Annotated in this window: 12 protein-coding genes; 8 read left to right on the forward strand and 4 right to left on the reverse strand. The window is 72.8% G+C overall.

Features of this window, described 5'->3' with window-relative positions:
- Positions 1-211: 211 nt before the first annotated feature.
- Complete coding sequence (gene yczE / locus KGD84_RS21685) at positions 212-847, forward strand: membrane protein YczE (protein ID WP_220565913.1); 636 nt, start codon at positions 212-214, stop codon at positions 845-847.
- A 440-nt stretch (positions 848-1,287) separates the two neighbouring features.
- Positions 1,288-3,093, forward strand: a complete 1,806-nt coding sequence (locus KGD84_RS21690; protein WP_220562211.1) for a glycoside hydrolase family 15 protein — start codon at positions 1,288-1,290, stop codon at positions 3,091-3,093.
- A 64-nt stretch (positions 3,094-3,157) separates the two neighbouring features.
- Here KGD84_RS21690 and KGD84_RS33620 read toward each other — a convergent pair whose 3' ends face one another.
- Complete coding sequence (locus KGD84_RS33620) at positions 3,158-6,055, reverse strand: protein kinase domain-containing protein (RefSeq protein WP_220562212.1); 2,898 nt, start codon at positions 6,053-6,055, stop codon at positions 3,158-3,160.
- 175 nt (positions 6,056-6,230) lie between these two features.
- Between KGD84_RS33620 and KGD84_RS21710 the strand changes: the two genes are divergently transcribed.
- From KGD84_RS21710 to KGD84_RS21725, 4 genes are all read left to right on the forward strand, one after another.
- Positions 6,231-7,898 carry a serine/threonine-protein kinase gene (locus tag KGD84_RS21710; RefSeq protein WP_220562213.1) on the forward strand — a complete coding sequence of 556 codons (1,668 nt, stop codon included), beginning with the start codon at positions 6,231-6,233 and terminating at the stop codon, positions 7,896-7,898.
- 100 nt (positions 7,899-7,998) lie between these two features.
- Positions 7,999-8,673, forward strand: a complete 675-nt coding sequence (locus KGD84_RS21715; protein WP_220562214.1) for a uracil-DNA glycosylase — start codon at positions 7,999-8,001, stop codon at positions 8,671-8,673.
- Positions 8,674-8,783: 110 nt separating this feature from the next.
- Positions 8,784-11,966 carry an NACHT domain-containing protein gene (locus tag KGD84_RS21720; protein ID WP_220562215.1) on the forward strand — a complete coding sequence of 1,061 codons (3,183 nt, stop codon included), beginning with the start codon at positions 8,784-8,786 and terminating at the stop codon, positions 11,964-11,966.
- A gap of 74 nt (positions 11,967-12,040) precedes the next feature.
- A complete protein-coding gene (locus KGD84_RS21725; RefSeq protein WP_220562216.1) occupies positions 12,041-15,292 on the forward strand; it encodes an NACHT domain-containing protein in 3,252 nt (1,083 codons plus the stop codon).
- A gap of 76 nt (positions 15,293-15,368) precedes the next feature.
- Here KGD84_RS21725 and KGD84_RS21730 read toward each other — a convergent pair whose 3' ends face one another.
- The gene (locus KGD84_RS21730) at positions 15,369-16,160 is read right to left on the reverse strand and encodes an SIR2 family NAD-dependent protein deacylase (RefSeq protein ID WP_220562217.1); all 792 of its coding nucleotides are present in this window, start codon (positions 16,158-16,160) and stop codon (positions 15,369-15,371) included.
- A 175-nt stretch (positions 16,161-16,335) separates the two neighbouring features.
- Between KGD84_RS21730 and KGD84_RS21735 the strand changes: the two genes are divergently transcribed.
- Positions 16,336-17,220, forward strand: coding sequence for a sulfotransferase family protein (locus KGD84_RS21735; RefSeq protein WP_220562218.1), 885 nt, complete (start codon positions 16,336-16,338; stop codon positions 17,218-17,220).
- 37 nt (positions 17,221-17,257) lie between these two features.
- Here KGD84_RS21735 and KGD84_RS21740 read toward each other — a convergent pair whose 3' ends face one another.
- A complete protein-coding gene (locus KGD84_RS21740) occupies positions 17,258-17,866 on the reverse strand; it encodes a TetR/AcrR family transcriptional regulator (RefSeq protein WP_220562219.1) in 609 nt (202 codons plus the stop codon).
- Between the two features lie 128 nt (positions 17,867-17,994).
- Between KGD84_RS21740 and KGD84_RS21745 the strand changes: the two genes are divergently transcribed.
- Positions 17,995-19,029 carry a DMT family transporter gene (locus KGD84_RS21745; RefSeq protein ID WP_220562220.1) on the forward strand — a complete coding sequence of 345 codons (1,035 nt, stop codon included), beginning with the start codon at positions 17,995-17,997 and terminating at the stop codon, positions 19,027-19,029.
- Here the strand turns inward: KGD84_RS21745 and KGD84_RS21750 are convergent.
- Entirely contained in the window at positions 18,971-19,519 is a 549-nt protein-coding gene (locus KGD84_RS21750) for a RidA family protein (RefSeq protein ID WP_220562221.1), read from the reverse strand. The genes KGD84_RS21745 and KGD84_RS21750 overlap by 59 nt on opposite strands.
- Positions 19,520-19,572: the final 53 nt, after the last annotated feature.

Genomic DNA, 19,572 nt, shown 5'->3' on the forward strand with positions numbered 1-19,572 from the left:
GGGCCAGGATACCGAAGTGGCACCACCGTGGCACGGGGGATGGCGGTGGAGCCGGGAGGGGTCCGCACCGCCCGATCCGATGATCCCCCCTTTTCCTTGAAAGGACGGGTCCGTGGACGAACGGAGCGAACCCCGCCCCGACGAGTTCCGCCCCGACGGACCGGAGGCCCGCGGCGCGGCGGCGCCCCGCCCCTCGCTGCTGAGCCGGGTGATGATCACCCCGGTCCTGCCCCGGCCGCGGCTGCGCCGCCTGGTGCGGCTGTACGTCGGCCTGACCCTGTACGGGCTCAGCGTCGCCCTTCTGATCGAGTCCGACCTGGGGGCCATGCCCTGGGCGGTGCTGGACCAGGGGCTGGCCCTGCGCACCGGGCTGTCCATCGGCACCTGGACGATCATCGTCGGCGCGCTGCTGATGCTGCTGTGGATCCCGCTGCGACAGAAGCCCGGGCTGGGCACCCTGAGCAACGTGGTCATGATCGGCGCGACCGCGGACCTGTTCCTGTGGCTGCTGCCCGAGACCGGCGTGCTGTGGATCCGCGTCGCCGGGCTACTGCTGGGGATCCTGGCGTGCGCACTGGCCACCGGCTACTACATCGGCGCGGAGCTGGGCCCTGGCCCGCGCGACGGGCTCATGACCGGCCTGGCCGCCCGGGGGCTGTCGGTGCGCCTGGCCCGCACCGTGATCGAGGTGGCGGTGGTGATCACCGGGTTCCTGCTGGGCGGCACGGTGGGCGTGGGGACACTGGTGTTCGCGGTGGCGATCGGCCCCCTCACCCAGATCTTCCTCCCCCTGTTCCGGATGTCCGAGAACCTCCCGGAAACACCGATCCGATCGGCGAATCAGTGACCCCTTCGCCATTAGTTGATCACCACGACATAACTTCTGGTCCGGCAAACTCCCCCAATTGACCACATACCGCCCTGCACTCTCCGATGCACGTGCAATTGCGGGTGGCGCGCCCTCCGGAGAGGGGGGAAGATGGGGAACCGCGGTGAACGGAAAGGACCGTTTCGGAGCGGCTCTCCCGAGCCGACCTTTGTGTCGCCCCCCACCTGGGCACATACCCGGGTACAGGGGCAAGCGGCGCGTGGTCGCGAGGGGAGGGGCCGTGACCCGAACGGCGCCCCTGCCCGCGGTGGGCACCGCCCCATCGGAACGGGCCGGGAGAAGCACCCCGACGGGGCGTGCACACGGGCGTGCGCGCAGCGGGCCGACCCAGAGCACCGCACCACCCCCGTCCGGAGGCGAGAGTGCCCGCGCCGACCGCAAGACTCAGGACGAACGTGTTGGGGGTGAGCCGCGTGCCCGGCTGGATTGAAGACTACGCAATGATCGGCGACATGCAGACCGCCGCGCTGGTCGGGCGCGACGGTTCCATCGACTGGGCGTGTCTGCCCGACTTCGACTCCTCCGCCTGCTTCGCCGCCCTGTTGGGCGACGAGCAGAACGGCAACTGGACCCTGCGCCCCGCCGACGGCGAGCCCCGGGCCACCCGGCGGCGCTACCGGGGCGACACGCTCATCCTGGAATCGGAGTGGGACACCGAGACCGGGACGGTCCGGGTCATCGACTTCATGCCGCCCCGCGGCGGCGCGCCGCACATCGTGCGCATCGTGGAGGGCATCAGCGGCCGGGTCACCATGTGCACCGAGCTGCGCCTGCGGTTCGACTACGGGCACGTGGTCCCGTGGATGCACCGGACCGGCAGCGAACTGGTCGCGATCGCCGGACCCGACGCCGTCTGGCTCAGCACCCCCGTCAACCTCCAGGGCCACAACTTCACCCACGACACGACCTTCACCGTCAGCGCCGGCCAGCGCGTCCCCTTCGTCCTCACCTGGCACCCCTCCCAGGTGGAGGAGTCCGACCACCTCGACGCCGAGAAGGCGCTGTCGCGGACCGAGCGGTTCTGGGAGAAGTGGGTGAGCCAGTGCACCTACGACGGCCCCTACCGCGAGGCCGTCATCCGCTCCCTCATCGTGCTCAAGGCGCTCACCTACCGGCCCACCGGCGGGATCGTCGCCGCCCCCACCACCTCCCTGCCCGAGGAGATCGGCGGCGTCCGCAACTGGGACTACCGGTACTGCTGGCTGCGCGACGCCACCATCACCCTGGAGGCGCTCATCCGTTCGGGGTACACGGACGAGGCGCTGGCCTGGCGCGAATGGCTGGTCCGGGCGGTCGCCGGAGAGCCCCAGCTGATGCAGATCATGTACGGGATCCGGGGCGAGCGTCGGCTCACCGAGTGGGAGGCCGACTGGCTCCCCGGGTACGAGGGGTCGCGGCCGGTGCGCATCGGCAACGCCGCCGTCGGCCAGTACCAGCTGGACGTGTACGGCGAGGTCATGGACGTGCTGCACCTGGCGCGGCGCACCGGCATCCGGGGCGGCGACTACCTGTGGGGGTTGCAGCGGTCCCTGGTCAACTACCTGGAGTGGTGCTGGGACGAACCCGACGAGGGGCTGTGGGAGGTGCGCGGGCCGCGCCAGCACTTCGTGCACTCCAAGGTGATGGCGTGGGTGGCGGCCGACCGGGCGGTGCGCAGCATCGAGGAGTTCGGCAAGGAGGGGCCGATCGAGCGGTGGAAGGCCCTGCGGGACACCATCCACGCGGAGGTGTGCGAGTACGGGTACGACCCGCAGCGCAACACGTTCACGCAGTACTACGGCAGCAAGGAGCTGGACGCGGCGCTGCTGCTGATCCCCGAGGTGGGGTTCCTGCCCTATGACGACCCGCGGGTGATCGGGACGATCGAGGCGGTGCGCAAGGACCTGATGGTGGACGGGTTCGTGCTGCGGTACCGGACGGACCTGGAGAACTCGGCCGACCAGCTGCCGGGGGACGAGGGCGCGTTCCTGGCGTGCAGCTTCTGGATGGCGAACGCGCTGCTGTCGATCGGGCGCCAGGACGAGGCGCGGGACCTGTTCGAGCGGCTGCTGGCGCTGCGCAACGACGTGGGGCTGCTCGCCGAGGAGTGGGACCCCAGGATCGGGCGGCAGGTGGGGAACTTCCCGCAGGCGTTCAGCCATGTGCCGCTGGTGACGACGGCGCTGAACCTGGCCGACCGGCAGGGCGGCTGGCGCGCCGAGTGAGAACGGCGGGTGCCCCGCGGCCGTCCGGGAACGGCCGCGGGGCACCGGTGTGTTCGGGGCCGGGTCAGGCGGTGAGGGCGGGGTCGGCCCAGACGGGGTAGACGCCCCCGGCGTCGCTCTCCACCTCGATGCGCAGGCGCAGGGCGTCGCGCACGTCGACCTCGATGTCCAGCGTCTCGCCCAGCCTGAGCGTCTCGGTGACCTCGGGGTTTCCGTCCACGTGGACGATGAAGGTGGTGGTCGCCGAGGAACTGGAGGTGTCGGTGACGCCGAGCCGGGCGGTGAAGGTCGTCCAGCCGCGGCCCAGGTTGTACTCGGCCCAGCCGGTGCAGGGGTTGTAGTCGGAGCAGCGGTCGCCGGGGACGAGGGCCCGGCTGTAGGCCTGCCCGTCGATCTCGGCACGGCCCGACCCGGGCTCCCAGCGGCCGTCCTGGTCGACGATCTCCATCTGGGTGAGCAGGGTGGTGTCCCCGGTCGGGCCGGTGCCGGGCGGGGAGGCGTCCTCCTTGGGCGCGCCGGTGGGCTGCGCGGCCAGCGGCGGGGCCTCCTCCTCGGGTTCGGAGGGGGCGGCCGGGTCGCTGGGGGCGTCGGCGGCGACCTGCTGGGAGCCGTCCGCCAGGAAGGGCAGGCCGCGGTCCATCACCACGTAGGTGACGGCGGAGCCACCGATCATGCAGACCACGGCGAAGACGGCCAGGCCGATGAGGGCGGGCTTGCGCGACCTCTTGCGGGGCTCGGGGTGCTCGGGGGCGGGCCGGTGGCCGTAGGCGGGGAAGGCGCCGGTGGCCGCGGGGGGAGGCGGCGGGCCCCAGGAGGGCTGGGAGTGCGGGGGCGGCGGACCGCCGTAGGCGGGGCCGGAGGGCATCGGGCCCGAGGGGACGCGGCCCGGCCCGGGCGGCGGCATCGGCGGGCGCGCCGTGCCCCCGGGAGGGGTGGGACGGCCGGGCCGGCCGGGCGGCGGCCCGGCGGGGGCGGAGGCGGTGGGCGGGGAGCTCGGCTGCGGGGGGCCGGCGGCGGGGCGCTGCTGGACGGGGCGTCCGCGCATCCCGCCGACCGGCCGGTGCGGCATGTCCTCGACACCCGGCCCGGTGCCGGGCAGGACGACGGTCGACTCCGTGTCCGCGGACGCCGCGGGCGTCCCGGCCACGGGGGTCGGTGCGCCCACCGCGGGCGTCCCGAACGCCGGGGTCGGCGACAGCACCGCGGTCACGTCCGCCCCCCGCCCACCGGAGCCTGGAGCGCCGCCCGCGCCCTGCGGGGCCCCGGGACCCGGAGCGCCGCCGGAAGCAGAAGTACCCCCTGGGGCAGGCGGGGCGCTTGGGGCCTGCGGGGCGCCGGGCCCCGAGGCGCCGCTGGAAGCGGACGGGGACACAGCGCCGGCAGGGGCGCCCGGGGCCTGCGGGGCGCCGGAGCCCTGAGCGCCCGGGGCCGAAGAGGCCCGATGGCCCTGGGAGCCGCCAGAGGCGGTCGAGCCCTGTGAGGCACTAGCGGCCTGAGCGGCGCCGGAGGCAGACCGCGGCGAAGCGTCTGCGGAGCCGCCCGGGACCTGCGGGACACCGGAGGCCTGAGCGGCGCCGGGAGCAGAAGTACCCCCTGGGGCAGGCGGGGCGCTTGGGGCCTGCGGGGCGCCGGAGCCCTGGGCGCCACCGGAGGCGGGAGCACCGCCCGGAACAGGCGGGGCACCGTGGTCGGCCGGGGCCTGTGGGGCACCAGAGACAGAAGCGCCCGGGGCCGATGAGGCTCCAGGGCCCTGGGCGCCGCCAGAGGCGGCCGAGCCCTGCGGGGCACCAGAAGCGAACGACGCTGGAACACCGGCAGAGCCACCCGGGACCGGTGGGGCACTGGGACCGGAGGGGTCGACCGGAGCCTGCGGGACGCCGGAAGGCGGTGGGAGGACGACCGTCTCGTCCGTGCCGCGCTCCTCCTCGGCCGGGGCGGCCGGGGCCTGCGGGAGGACCGAGGGGTCGAGCCTGGCGGTGGAGTCGGTGTCCTCCGCGGCGGCGCTGAACAGGGACGCGGCGAAGACCGCGGAGGTGCCGGGGTCGCCCGCCGGGTCGCTTCCGGGTCCCGTCCAGGGCACGGAGGTGGCCAGGGTGCGCAGCGCGCCCACCCAGGCGGAGGCCTCGGGCCGGTCGGCCGGCTCGGCCGAGAACATCGACGCCACCAGGGCGCGGGTGGGCTCCTCGGCGTCGGCGAGCAGCGGCAGCGCCGCGAAGCGCTCGCGCAGCTGCTCCGGCGCCGTCGGCGGGTCCTCGCCCGTCAGGGCGTAGAACGCGACCGCGCCGAACGCGTAGCGATCGGTGGCCGGGCTGTACTCCCCGCTGAAGATCTCCGGCGCCGCGTACCCCGGCGTGAACCACGGCCGGGCCGTCATGTGCCGGGCCGCGATCCGGCTCAGTCCGAAGTCCACCAGCGTCGCCTGGCCGTCGGTGTCGATCATGATGTTGCCCGGCGACAGGTCGCCGTGCACCACCGGCCGCCGGGACGGCGTGGCCCGCCCCGCGTGGAGCATGTCCAGCACCTGGGCGACCTGCTCCAGGTAGCGCAGCACCTCCCGCTGCCCGCGCACGCCCTCCTGGGCGTGCTCGGCGCGCCAGTCGCGCAGGTCCAGCCCGTCGATGTGGTTCATCACCAGGTACAGGCAGCGGTCCGCCTGCTCCCCCGTACCGCCCGCGGGGTGCTCCGGCGCGCCCTCGAAGTGCTCGCGGACTCCCACGACGCCGAGCCGGTTGATGAAGCGCAGCAGCTCCGCCTGCTCGGCCCAGCGGGCGCTCAGCTCGGCGAACTCCGCGGAGTCCGCGGTGATGTCGGCGTTCAGCGCCTTGACCACGACCGGCTCCGTCTGCCCCGCCAGGGTGACCTCCGCCAGGTAGAGGGTCGCCTCGCCGCCGCGCCCCACGGAGCGCACCAGGCGGTACTTGTCCGGATGGGAGTCCGGACCGACGTAGAGACTCAGGCTCACGGCTGTGGTACTCGATTCCACGTGGGGGCTGCGGCATCGCCCTCGGCGGGGGTTCGGCCTGCGGGCACAGGGGACCACATTAACGCGGACAACTGTACTCTTACGCCCTGTACGGCCCATTGGCCGTGAACGGTCGCAGGAGCGGCGGACGGGCTCGGGACGGTGAGGAACGGGAATGGCCGACGAACGGGTGCTGGGCGGCCGCTACCGTCTGCTCTCCCTCCTGGGCCGGGGCGGCATGGGCGAGGTGTGGCGGGGGGTCGACGAGCTCCTGGACCGCCCGGTCGCGGTCAAGCTGGTGCGCGCCGAGCGGGGCGGCTCCGACGAGGCCGCCGCCCGGTTCCGCCGCGAGGCGCGGGTGACCGCGCGCCTGGCCGGCCACCCGAACATCGTCATCCTGCACGACTTCGGCCGGGAGTCCGACGGCTCGGTGTACACGGTCATGGAGCTGGTCGCCGGGCGGCCGCTGGCGGACGTGCTGCGCGAGTCCTCCCCCCTGCCGGTCGAACGCGCCGCCGACCTGATGTCCCAGGCCGCCTCCGGGCTGGGCGCGGCACACGCGGCCGGGATCGTGCACCGCGACGTCAAGCCCGGCAACCTGATGGTGATCGGTGAGCGGACCGGGCTGTACGGCGGCACCCTGAAGGTCCTGGACTTCGGCATCGCGGGGCTCACCGCGTCGGAGCAGAGCCGCCGCCTCACCCAGACCGGCCGGGTGCTCGGCACCCCCCTGTACATGGCCCCCGAGCAGGTGCGGGGCGAGCGGGTGGGCCAGGCGGGCGACCTGTACTCGCTGGGCGCGATCCTGTACCAGATGCTCACCGGCGAGCCCCCGTTCCCCGGCGACGACCCGCTGACGGTGCTCCGCGGCCACCTGCGGAAGACGCCGCGGCCGGTGGCGTCCCTGCGGCCCGGGCTGCCCGGGCCGCTGGCGGAGCTGGTGGACGCCCTGCTCGCCAAGCGCGCCGAGGAGCGCCCCGCCTCCGCCGAGGAGGTGCGCGAGCGCCTGGCGCCCTTCGCGGTGCCCCGCCCCTCGCGCCCGACGGTCGGCCCCGACACCGGGGGGTCGCTGCCGGTGCCCAGGACCCTGCCCTACACGGAGGCCGCGCCCCCGCCGCCCGCCGCCCGCGGCGGGGACCGGACCGAGCTGCGGCTCCTGGTGGAGCGGGCCCAGGAGGCCGCGGGCGAGGGCCGGTTCGCGGAGGCGGCCGCGCAGCTGCGCCCGCTGCTGCCCCGGCTGCGCGCGGCGTTCGGCCCCGACGACCCCGAGACGCTGCGGGCCCGGCGCCGGGAGGCGTACCTGACGGGCAAAGGCGGCGCGCACGCGCGGGCGGCGGAGTCGATGGAGGCGCTGCTGCCGGACATCCTGCGGGTGCACGGCCCCCGGCACCCGGAGACGCTGACGGTGCGCTACTACCTGGCGACCAACGCGGGCCGGGCGGGCGACCACGCCAGGGCGGCGCGGGTGCACGCCGAGCTGCTGCCGGACCTGGCGGCCGTGTACGGGCCGGACTCCGAGCGGGTGCTCACCACCCGGCTGTACCTGGCGTTCGAGACCGGTGAGGCGGGCGAGCCGGGGCGGGCGGTGGAGGTGCTCGACGGGCTGATCCCGGAACTGGAGCGGGTGCTGGGCGCCGACCACCCCACGACGCTGCGGGCCCACCACTACCAGGCGGCCTACCTGGGGCACGCTGGCGACCCGGCGGAGGCGGCCCGCCGGTACCGGAAGCTGGTGGCGCGGCACGTGCGGGTGTTCGGCGAGGAGTCCCCGGAGACCGTGCGCGTGGCGGCCCACCTGCGCCGCTGGCACGGCCTGGCCAAACGGGACCGTCCCAAGGCCTGAGGGGGCGGGCGGCGGCCGCGGGCGGCCCGGGGATGTCCGTTCGGGGGCCGATCGACCGGAAGGGACGTGGATGTCGCCGCCGGGCGCTAGTGTTCTGGCCATGGCCACCAAGGACCTCAACGAAATCATGGAAGCCGGGTGGGCGAAGGCCCTGGAGCCGGTCGCGCCGCAGATCACCGCGATGGGTGACTTCCTCCGACAGGAGGTCGCCGAGGGGCGCACCTACCTGCCCGCCGGCGAACACGTCCTGCGCGCTTTCCAGCAGCCGTTCAAGGACGTCCGCGTGCTCATCGTGGGCCAGGACCCCTACCCCACGCCCGGCAACCCGGTGGGGCTGAGCTTCTCCGTCGCCCCCGGTGTCCGGCCGCCCGCGAGCCTGAAGAACATCTACAAGGAGATGCAGGACGACCTGGGCCTGCCGATCCCGAACACCGGCGACCTCACCCCGTGGACGAAGCAGGGCGTGCTGCTGCTCAACCGGGTCCTGACCGTGCAGCCCGGTTCGCCCGCCTCCCACAAGGGCAAGGGCTGGGAGGCCATCACCGACCAGGCCATCCGGGCGCTGGCCGAGCGCGGCGGGCCGCTGGTGGCGATCCTGTGGGGCCGCCAGGCGCGCGACCTGCGGCCGCTGATGCCCGGGGTCCCGTGCGTGGAGTCGGCGCACCCGAGCCCGATGTCGGCGCGCAACGGGTTCTTCGGGTCCAAGCCGTTCAGCCGGACGAACGAGATGCTCAAGGAGCAGGGCGCGGAGCCGGTGGACTGGAGCCTGACCTAGCCCGTCCCGTACGCACATCCCCCATACCCCTGTCGACCTGCGGACTCGGCACCGACCCCCGGTGCCGGGTCCGACCCGTGTCCCGCCCCCCGACGACGGAAGGTCCCCACGTGGCCAAGCAGCTGTCCTACGCGGACGCCCTGAAGCTCCTGGGAAAGAACGACTCCGAGGTCCTGGCCGCGGCCGAGAAACTGGCCGACGGGGGGCTGGGGGCGCTGGGGGTGCCGGACCTGTTCGGTATCAGGGGCATGGTGGTCGGGAAGGGCCGCAAGGCGCTGGAGGGGATGCGGGACAAGCTCAGGGGCGAGAGCAGGATGTCCCGGACGGAGAAGATCCTGGCGGCGGAGCGGATCCTGGTCGTGGTCTCCTTCTTCGAGGCGGTGGAGGAGGCCTGGGAGCAGGCCGGGATGCCCTTCCCCTTCAGGGACCTGGAGATCACCGCCGAAGAGCAGACCGCCCTGGTCGGGCGACTCCTCTCCGACCGGCCGCCCCCCGTACCGAGCCCTGCCGCGGCATGGCACGGAATCGGTCACGGCCCCGGCTTCTCCGAGCTGACGGAGTGGGAGCACACAGACCGGTTCGAGGACCTGGAGCTCTCCTTTCTCAAGCTCGTCACAGGCCTGGCCGTAGCCGAGGCGCACGGTATCGCCGACGTTCGCCATCCGTCTCTGCGAGCACTGGGCGACAGGTTGGCCGAGACCGCGGCCCTTCGTCACGACGAACATCTACGAAGCCTGTCGGGTGAGGTCCCCGAGTTCGCGATGTGGATGCACGAGCAGCGGGACGGCCGTATCCGAGGCAGACTGGACACCGGGCTCGCCGAAGTGAGCCGCCTGCTGGAATCGATCGCCTCGAACCGACCGGTGGACCGGCGGCGGGCCGAGCTTTCCGCCCTCTATCGAAACGTCCTGCACCGGCCGGTCCTGCCCACGGACGACGGCCCCGTCAAGGGCCTGGTCCTGCCTTCGCTCGAAAAGACGTACATCTCGCCTCGCGGCCGCATCGCCGTGGAAGAAGGGAATGCGGTTCTCTTCTCCGAGAAGTGGTGGTCGGAAATCAGCGTCACGGATGACATTGCGGGATTCGTTTCAGCCCATCTCGTACATCCGCAGAGCACAGAGACCCCGACTGTGATTCTCGGGCATCCGGGATCCGGCAAGTCGAAGTTCACAGAAATGCTCGCGGCGCAGCTGCCGCCATCTGATTTCCTGCCGATTCGGGTAGAGCTGCGCTCCGTCCCGCCCAACGCCCCGATCCCCCTCCAGATCGAAGAAGGCCTGGCCGCTTACCTGCACACCCGGGTGTCGTGGCGGGATCTGGCGGACTCCACCGACGGGGCGCTGCCGGTGATCATCCTGGACGGCTTCGACGAACTCCTTCAGGCCACCGGCGTCGACCGCTCCGACTACCTCGAGCAGGTCCAGGAATTCCAGCGGCTGCAAGAAGCGATGGGACTTCCCGTGGCCGTCATCGTCACCAGCCGAACCGTCGTCGCCGACCGCGCCCGCTTTCCCATCGGGACCACCGTTGTCAAGCTGGAGCCCTTCAATGATGCTCAGATCGACCGTTTTCTCCAGGTATGGAAGAGGGAGAACGATCGACCTGACGGCGCTCTGCGAGATCTGACCACCGAGGTGGTCCTGCGCTACCGCGATCTGGCCGAGCAGCCGCTGCTCTTGGCGATGCTGCTCATCTATGACGCCGAGGACGGCGCACTGCGCAGCGCTGTTCGAAACCTCACCCACCGGGAACTGTACGAGCGACTGCTCACCAAGTTCACCGAACGCGAAGTGAAGAAGCACCGGTCCTCACTCGAGAAGAACAGTTTCGATCGAGCGGTCGAGGGGGAGTTGCGCTGCTTGGAGATCACCGCGGTAGCGATGTTCACCCGGCGGCGGCAGCATGTGACCGCCGAAGAACTGAACCGCGACCTGGCGGTCCTGATGCCCGGCGGCTTCGAATACGCAGCCGATCCCGATCTGCACGGCCGCATCGCCCCGGCCCACCAAGTGCTCAGTCGGTTTTTCTTCGTACATGAGGCGAGGGCACAGAGCAAGAACGGCACGGCGAGTACTTTCGAGTTCCTGCACGCCACCTTCGGTGAGCACCTGGTGGCCCGGGCCGTGGTCGCGGCACTGGACTACCTGAATGACACTCGAAAGCTGGCCCTGCACAGGCGCAGATCAACCCAAGCGGCCGACGACGGCGAACTGTACGCCCTCCTTTCCTTCGCCTGCCTGTCCGGCCGGGAAAAGATAGTGGACTTCGTTTCCGAGGAACTACGGGATCGATTCTCGGAAAACCCGGAAAAGACCTCGGAGTACTCCGGCCTGCTCATAGAGCTCTTCCAGGAGGCGGCCTTCCCGACAAACGAGCGCTCCTACAGCGACTACACCCCGACCCGCCTTCCCAGCACCATCCGGCAGGCCAATTACACGGCGAACCTGGTCATCCTACTGATCTTGTCCCACGAGAACCCCGTGGACATAGAAGAGATCTTCCCCGAGTCGGGCCATCCACTAGAAGAGTGGAAAAAGGCATCCAACCTGTGGAGCTCCCTTCACAGCTCGGAATGGCTTTCCCTCCTGAACACGATACGCGTCAAGCATGTGAAGGCCGACGATGGAACAGAACAGAGGAGGTCCATCATCGTCCGCGAATCGGGCGAACCGGTGAACATGGGAGAGTGCATCGGCTTCATCATGGAAGGCTACGAGAACACGCCTCCTTTCGGTGATTTTTCACTGGACATCGGCGACCCGTACCAGACCACAATAAAATTTTCAACGTCGGCTTCGCAGACACTCCGTTCGACCTCCTTGTGCGTCAACGACGCCGGCGCAGACGTCCTCCTCAGGATCCTCCCGTACATCCAAGGGGTTTCGGAAGACTTCGACTCCTGGCACGGGATCATCGACGGCAAAGGCCAGGTCGCCTGGCTGAAGATGCACGAAGTACTACGATTGCGCTTGGAACTCCCCAGGCTCTTCTCCGCATCCCGAACCGCCACCTATCGAAGACTGCTCTCCGGTCCACGGCTCGGAAGACTGGAGGTGTTGGTGCTCCAGCAGGCCGCAGAAGACATGCGGCACCACCTGCCAGAAGGCGACCTGGGCCATTTGAGAAGCGCGGTCCTGAGATATCTGGACGAAGTACGCTCCGTGGAAACGAGAACTCTTCTCCCTTCGCAGACGGTACGGTCGGTCCTGCAATCCTTTCCGAAAGGTTTCCCTCCGGAAAGAGTGGTGAACCGAATCCTGGATCTCGCACGAAGCCGTCCGGACCCGCAATAGACAGCGGGGCACCGCCCCCGGCCGACCCGCGCCTCCCATCCCCCGAACCACCTCCGACGACGGAAGGTCCCCCCGTGGCCAAGAAGCTCTCCTACGCGGATGCACTGAAGATCCTCGGCAAGAAGGACTCCGACGCCTGGGACCTCGCCGAGCGGCTCGCCGACGGCGGCCTCGGCCTCCTCGGGGTCCCCGACCTGTTCGGGCTGCGGAGCCTGCTGGTGAGCAAGGGCCGCGAGGCGGTGGAGGGCATCCGGGAGCACCTGCGCGGCGAGAGCCGCCTGACCCGGACCGAGCGCATCCTCGCCGCGGAGCGCGTCCTCGCGGCGGTCGCCTTCCTGGAGGCCCTGGACGAGGTCTGGGAGGCCGCCGACGCCCCGCTGACCCTGGACGAGCTCGGCCTCTCGGAGGAGGACCGGGCCGCCCTGTTCGGCCCCCTGCTGTCCCCCGGCCGGCCCGGCCGGGTGGCGCTCCCCCACCGCTGGAACGCCGACACCGACACCGGCCCGCGGGCCCTGGAGGTCGCCCCGCAGGAGGCCGCCGCCCCGTCCGCAGCCCCCTGGGCGCACGCGCCCGGGGTGGAGGAGGCTGCCTGGCGGGAGTACTTCGACGGCCTGGCCGAGGCCTTCCAGAACGCGGTGCCGCAGGTGGCCGCCGCCCGCGGGCACGGCCTCGACTCCCCCGCCCACCCCCTGCTGGCCGCCGTGGGACGGGAGCTGGGCCGCCGGTCGACCGAGCGCTACGAGGAGCTGCACCGCCTCCTGGCCGCCGACGTCCCCGAGTTCGCGCTGTGGGCGCACCAGGTCGAGCACCGGCGCACCCGCTCCGCCGTCGACGACGGCCTGGGCGAGCTGCGCCGCCTGCTGGCGACCGTGGCCTCGGACCGTCCCGTGGACCGGCGCCGCGAGGAGCTGTTCGCCGCCCACCGCGCGGTGCTGGAGCGCCCCGTGCTGCGCGCCTCCGACGTCCCGCCCGGGCTGGTGCTGCCCTCGCTGGCCGACGCCTACATCCCCCCGCGCGGGCGCGTCGCGGTCATCACCCCCGATGCGGTCCCCTCCTCCGAGGAGTGGTGGTCCCTGCACCGGCCGGTGGACGACCTGTCCGCGTTCATCGCCGCCCACCTGACCCACCCCGACGCCACCGACCACCCCACCGTGGTGCTCGGGCACCCCGGCGCGGGCAAGTCGAAGTTCACGGAGGTGCTGGCCGCCCGGCTGCCGGCCTCGGACTTCCTGCCCGTGCGGGTGGAGCTGCGCGCGGTCAGCCCCAACTCGCCCATCCACGTGCAGATCGAAGAGGGTCTGGCCGCCGCCCTGCACACCCGCGTCTCCTGGCGCGACCTGGCCGACTCCGCCGACGGGGCGCTGCCCGTCGTCATCCTGGACGGCTTCGACGAGCTCCTCCAGGCCACCGGCGTCGACCGCTCCGACTACCTCGAACGCGTCCAGGAGTTCCAGCAGCAGCAGGAGGCCATGGGCCTGCCCGTGGTGGTCGTCGTCACCAGCCGCACCGTCGTCGCCGACCGCGCCCGCTTCCCGCGGGGCACGACCGTCATCAAGCTCGACCCCTTCGACGAGCCGCGGATCGGCCGCCTGGTGGGCATCTGGAACCGGGCCAACGCCCGGGCGGCGGACGCGACCGGGGCGCTGACCACCGAGGCGGTGCTGCGCTACCGCGACCTGGCCGAACAGCCGCTGCTGCTGATGATGCTGCTCATCTACGACGCCGAGGACGGCGCGCTGCGCGGCACCGACCAGGGCCTCACCCACGGGGAGCTGTACGAGCGGCTGCTCACCATGTTCGCCCGCCGGGAGGTGGACAAGCACCACTCCGGCCTGGGCCGGCACGACCTCGCCGAGGCCTTGGAGGGCGAGCTGCGCCGCCTCGAGGTGGCGGCGCTGGCCATGTTCACCCGGCGCAGGCAGAACGTCAGCGCCGAGGAGCTGGACCGCGACCTGGCGGTGCTGCTGCCCGACGCCGCGCTGGACCCGGACGACACGGGGATGCACGGCCGGATCGACCCGGCCCACCAGGTGCTGGGCCGGTTCTTCTTCGTGCACGAGGCGCGGGCCCGGACCGGTGACGGAACGGCGAGCGTGTTCGAGTTCCTGCACGCCACCTTCGGCGAGTACCTGGTGGCGCGGGCGGTGGTCGCGGCGCTGGAGGAGCTGGACGCCTCGCGCTCGCGGACCTCGCGGCGGCGCGGCCGGGCCCGGCGGATCGACGACGGGGAGCTGTACGCGCTGCTGTCGTTCGCCTGCCTGCCGGGCCGGGACAAGGTGCCGGACTTCCTGGCCGAACTGCTGGAGCGGCGGTTCGCCGAGGACCCGGGGCTGCGCGGCGACTACTCCGACCTGCTCATCGAGCTGTTCCGGGAGGCGCCGTTCCCGGCGGCCAACCGCTCCTACGCCGACTTCGAGCCCCAGCGCCTGCCGGTCACGGTCCGCCAGGCCAACTACACGGCGAACCTCGTCGTACTGCTGGTGCTGGTGCGCGAGGACGACGTGGACCTGGACGAGCTGTTCCCGCAGTCGGCCGGGCCGATGACCGAGTGGCGCACCCTGGTGGGGGTCTGGCGCTCCCTGGACAGCCCGGAGTGGTTCGGCCTCCTGAACGCCGTGCGGCTGCGCCACATGCAGTCGTGGACCCGCGAGGGCAGCCGCAGGCTGCTCTCACGCGAGGTGGGAGACCCGGTGAACGTCGGCGAGTGCATCGGGTTCGAGCTGCACACGGACGTGGAGGTGCGCCCGGACGTCTACGACCCCTACGGCATGACGATCGCCTACAACCGCACGATCTCCCGGATGCTGCGCTCCATCTCCATGCGCGTCAACGGCAGCGGGGCCCGCGTCCTCCTGGGGATGCTGCCCTACCTCGGCGAGGTCCACGGCGACATGGGGGCCTGGTTCCTGGACCCCGACGGCGACAGCGCGTGGCTGGAGCCGCACGAGGTGCTCAAGCTGCGGCTGTCCCCTCCCCACATCGACCCCGAGGGCCGCCTGAACGCCTACCGCCGCATGCTCACCTCCACCCAGCTGGGCCGACTGGAGCTGCTGGTGCTGCGGCAGGCGGCCGAGGACCTGCGCTGGCCGGGCACCGGGGACGGCGCGGAGTACTCGCCCCTGCGGCGCCTGGTCCGGGAGTACCTGTCCGGGGTCGACTCCGTGGTCTCGGGGAACCGGCTGGCGAAGGACGCCGTCGCCCCCGTGCTGGCCCTGTTCCCCCCGGGCTTCCTCCCGGACGGGACGGTGGAGCGGATCATCGCCATCGTCGACCAGGAGAACCCCCAGCGCGGCAGGCGCACCCGTGTGACCGCCCACCTGCGCTGACCGGCGGGTCCCGGCGGCCCCGTCCGGCCCCGGTTCCGCCCGGCGGGACCGGGGCCGGGGCCGGTACCGGGGCCGCTCAGCGGGCGGCGGCCGCCCGCTCCACCAGGGCGGGCAGCACCTTCCCGATGGAGTCGTGCACGACCGCCGAGGCGAAGTCGTCGTAGGGCGTCTCCTCGCCGTTGACGATGACCAGGGACGCCCCCGCCATCATCGCCATGTCGCACAGCCCCGCCACCGGGTGGACGGTCAGCGACGTGCCGACCGCCAGGAAGACGTCGCAGTCGCGGGCGGCGTGCGTGGCCGCCAGGATGACGTCCGGGTCCAGGTGCTGGCCGAACGAGATCGTGTCCGACTTCTGGATGCCGCCGCAGGCCGTGCAGCGCGGGTCGGACTCCTCGTCCAGCCGGGCCAGCACCTCGGGGGTGGGGGTGCGCAGCCCGCAGGACATGCACCGCACCCACAGCATCGTCCCGTGCACCTCGACCACCCGCTCGTCGGACACGCCGCCCCGCTGGTGCAGGCCGTCGATGTTCTGGGTGATGAGCGCGCGCAGCCGCCCGGTGCGCTCCAGGCCGGCCAGGGCGCGGTGGGCGGCGTTGGGCTCGGCGTCCCACACCTGGTGGGCGCGGCGCTGGGCCCAGACCCGGCGCCGGACGTCCACGTCGCCCATGTAGATGGTGATGTCGGACTGGGCCTGGGCGTCGGGGTCGGTGGTCCACACCCCGTTGGGCCCGCGGAAGTCGGGGATCCCCGAGTCGGTGGACACGCCTGCGCCGGTGAGGACCGTGATGCGGTCCGCGGCCTCCAGCAGTTCGGCGGCCCGCTCGAACGCCTGGGGATCGGCGAACGCTGGGGAGTCTGTCGTCATCGCGGCCCTACCTCGATCTTGCGGCGACTTGGTGTCGGCTTTCCCTCTGCTTGACGGAGGGCGGCCCCGTGCACCCCCTGCACACCCTAGCCTCGGAAAGCACACGAAGGCACGCAGGACCGACGCCCCTCCGATGCACACGAGAAGGGCAAAGGGTGCGAAAATCAGCACGATCATGAAGCAGCCGTCCTACATCCTCGTGGTCAACGGGACCAAGGTGCAGCGCCCCGTCTTCCTGCTGGGCGCTCCCCACTCCGGTGTCCCCGAGATCGCCCGCGCCCTTTCCCGCACCCCCGGGTTCCACCTGAGCGCGGGCTCCCCGGGCGTGCTCAACGCCGTGTACGCCGTCGCCCGAAGACCCTCGCTGGCCCTGGAGAAGGCGGCGGGCACGGCCTCCCTGCTGCGCGAGGCGTACGCCGAGTCCTGGCAGCTGACGCCGCTGACCTGCCCGCGCTGCGCGGGCCGGTGGGAGCGGGTGCCCGCCAGCGCCGCCGCCGAGCCGTGCGAGCACAGCGCGCAGGCGACCCGGTACGGGGACGCCAGCCCGGACCTGTTGTTCAGTGCCAAGGCCCTGCACGCGGCCTTCCCCGACGCGCTGTTCGTGCAGATCATCCGGGACGGTCGGGACGTCGTCTCGGAGATGCTGGACGACGAGCGCTCGCTGGCCTGGCTCAAGCCGAGCTTCATGAAGCTGGAGCACGAGTTCCCCAACCACTTCTTCGGGCTGGAGGACTCCTCCGACCTGGAGACGTTCGGGGACGGGTCGGTGGAGGCCAAGTGCGCGATGCGCTGGCGGGGCGCGGTGCGCATGTCTGCCGTGCTGAGCCGCGGCCTGGACTCCGGCCGGCTGCTGACACTGCGCTACGAGGACCTGCACGGCGGCGAGGTGCAGGCCGCCAAGAGGCTGCGGGAGTTCACCGGGGTGCGGGTGTCGGCGACGGAGCTGCTGATCGGGCGCTCCTGGCGGGTGGGGACCTGGCGGGAGCGGCTGTCCCGGGACCAGCACGCGGACGTGGTGGAGGTGGCGGGACTGGAGCTGTCCCGCCTCGGCTACGTGTGACCGGGGCGCCGGCGGCCCGGCACTCCCCCGGCCCGGCTCAGGGCGCCCCGTGGGCGGTGAGCAGCGCGTCGGCGGCGGCCCGGGCGGTGCCGACGGCGTCGGGGACGCCGGTGACGGTCCGGGTGAGGACGGCGCCCTCGTGCAGCATGGTCAGGGTGTCGCCGAGGGCCTCGGGGCCGCGGGCGCCCGACTCGCGGGCGAGGTCGGTGTACAGGGCGCGCAGCCAGCGCTTCTGCTCCCGGGCCACGGCCCGGCCGGGGTGGTCGGGGTCGGCGAGCTCGGCGTAGGCGTTGACCATGGAGCATCCGCGCGGGCCGTCCTCGCCGACCCACTCCTCCAGGGCGTCGAAGGTGGCGGCGACGCGTTCGCGCGCCGTGGCGGCGGGGGCCAGGCGGGCTTCCAGGTGGGCGCGCCAGCGGGCGTCGCGGGCGCGCAGGTAGTGGGCGACCAGGGCGGCCTTGGAGCCGAACCGGTCGTAGACGGTCTTCTTGGTGACCCCGGCGCGTTCGGCGACGAGGTCCATGCCGACCGTGTTGATGCCGCGCGAGTAGAACAGCTCGTCGGCGGCCTCGAGGACCCGGCGGGCGGCCGGGGTGAGGGGGCGGGCGGCGCGGTCGGCCGGATCGGCCCCGGTGGCGGCGGTCATGGCTCCCCCTGGAGGCGGACGGGCCGGGGCGGGCGCTCCCGGCCGGAAGGTCACTACATCGCGAGTATACCGACCGGTGTGTTTACCTAGGGGCGGAGGACACGGACGACGACACCGGAGGTGGAAGGATGCGGCGCTCGCCCGCCCCGGCCCTGCTCGCCGCGGGGCTGGTGGTGATGTGGAGCTCGGGGTTCGTGGGGGCCGAACTCGGCACCCGCCACGCCCCGGCCGAGACCCTGCTGGCCTGGCGGTTCCTGGTGGTCGCCGGGCCGCTGGCCGCCTGGTGCCTGTGGGCCCGCGCGCGCTCGCGGGGCGGACGGACGCGGGCCGCCCGGACCGACACGGGCGGGCCCTCCGGGTCCGGGCCGGAAGGCGAACGGGCCCGGAGCGGACGGATGACCGGGCGGGACGCGGCCGGCCACGCCGCGGTGGGGGCGCTGGCCCAGGCCGGGTACCTGTACGGGGTCTTCGCCGCGGCGGGGGCGGGGGTGGCCGCGGGGACGGTCGCGCTGATCGCGGCGCTGCAACCGCTGGTGGCGACGGCACTGGCGGTGCCGCTGCTCGGGGAGCGGGTCCGACCCCGGCAGGTCGCGGGGCTGGCGTTGGGCCTGGCCGGGGTCGGCCTGGTGGTGGGCGCGGACCTGCGCGCCCCCGGTGCGGCCCCCTGGTGGGGGTACGCGCTGCCGGTCGGGGCGATGCTGTCGCTGGTCGCGGCGACCCTGCTGGAGCGGCGGCTGCGGCCGGGCGGGTCTCCGGCGCAGGCGCTGGCCGTGCAGTGCGGGGTGAGCGCCGTGCTGTTCACGGCCCTGGCGGCGGCGACCGGGACGCTCGCGCCGCCCGCGGACCCCGGGTTCTGGGCGGCCGTGGCCTGGGTGGTGGTGCTGTCGACCGTCGGCGGCTACGGCCTGTACTGGGCCGCCCTGGCCCGGTTCGGGGTCGCCCGGGTGTCGGCGCTGCTGTACCTGACACCGCCGACGACCCTGCTCTGGTCCCTGCTGATGTTCGGCGACCCGGTCGGCGCGGCCGCCCTGGCGGGCCTGGCCGTCTGCGCTGCGGCGGTGGTCCTGGTGACGGCCGCCGGCCCCGGCACGGGGCGCGCGGGCCTCAGGCGGGCGAGCGCTCGCGCAGGTCGCCGGGGTCCTCCGTCCCGGGAGACGCGGTGACGCCCGGCCCGGACGACTCCTCGATGCTCTCCAGCATCTCGCGGGTCTCGTCGTCCTCGTCCAGCTCCGCGGCGTCGCGGACGTCCGGGACGACCGCGGTGCACACGATCTCGACCAGCGCCTCCGGCTCCATGAGCTCGGTCACCCCGACCACCGTCATCGGCGGGTAGTAGCGGCCCATGTGGCGGCGGTACACCGACCCGATGGTGTTGCTGCTGACCCGGTAGGAGCGCATCGCCGTGGTGTAGATGCGCATGTCGACCACGTGCTCGGGCACGGCCCCGGCGGCGCGCAGCGCCTCCACGACGTTGCCGAGCGCGCGGTCGAACTGCTGGACCACGCCGTCCCCGGCCACCACTCCGTCGGAGCGGCGGGCGATCTGGCCGCCGATGTGGACCACCTTGCCCGGTGTCACCACCAGGGCGTGGGAGAACCCCACCGGGTCGGCGAGGGTCAGCGGATTGACGATCTGGTGCGGTGTGGTGTCCACCGGCGGGCCCTTCCGGTCGCGGGGCGGCCCACCGGCCGCGTCCGGGCGGACAC

This window comes from Nocardiopsis changdeensis, from assembly GCF_018316655.1.
Lineage (GTDB): Bacteria > Actinomycetota > Actinomycetes > Streptosporangiales > Streptosporangiaceae > Nocardiopsis > Nocardiopsis changdeensis.

Bases quoted from the DNA above. Each gene is read 5' to 3' on its own strand.
- yczE (WP_220565913.1), top strand. From the start codon at position 212: ATGATCACCCCGGTCCTGCCCCGGCCGCGGCTGCGCCGCCTGGTGCGG.
- KGD84_RS21710 (WP_220562213.1), top strand. From the start codon at position 6,231: ATGGCCGACGAACGGGTGCTGGGCGGCCGCTACCGTCTGCTCTCCCTC.
- KGD84_RS21715 (WP_220562214.1), top strand. From the start codon at position 7,999: ATGGCCACCAAGGACCTCAACGAAATCATGGAAGCCGGGTGGGCGAAG.
- KGD84_RS21730 (WP_220562217.1), bottom strand. From the start codon at position 16,160: ATGACGACAGACTCCCCAGCGTTCGCCGATCCCCAGGCGTTCGAGCGG.
- KGD84_RS21735 (WP_220562218.1), top strand. From the start codon at position 16,336: ATGAAGCAGCCGTCCTACATCCTCGTGGTCAACGGGACCAAGGTGCAG.
- KGD84_RS21740 (WP_220562219.1), bottom strand. From the start codon at position 17,866: ATGACCGCCGCCACCGGGGCCGATCCGGCCGACCGCGCCGCCCGCCCC.
- KGD84_RS21745 (WP_220562220.1), top strand. From the start codon at position 17,995: ATGCGGCGCTCGCCCGCCCCGGCCCTGCTCGCCGCGGGGCTGGTGGTG.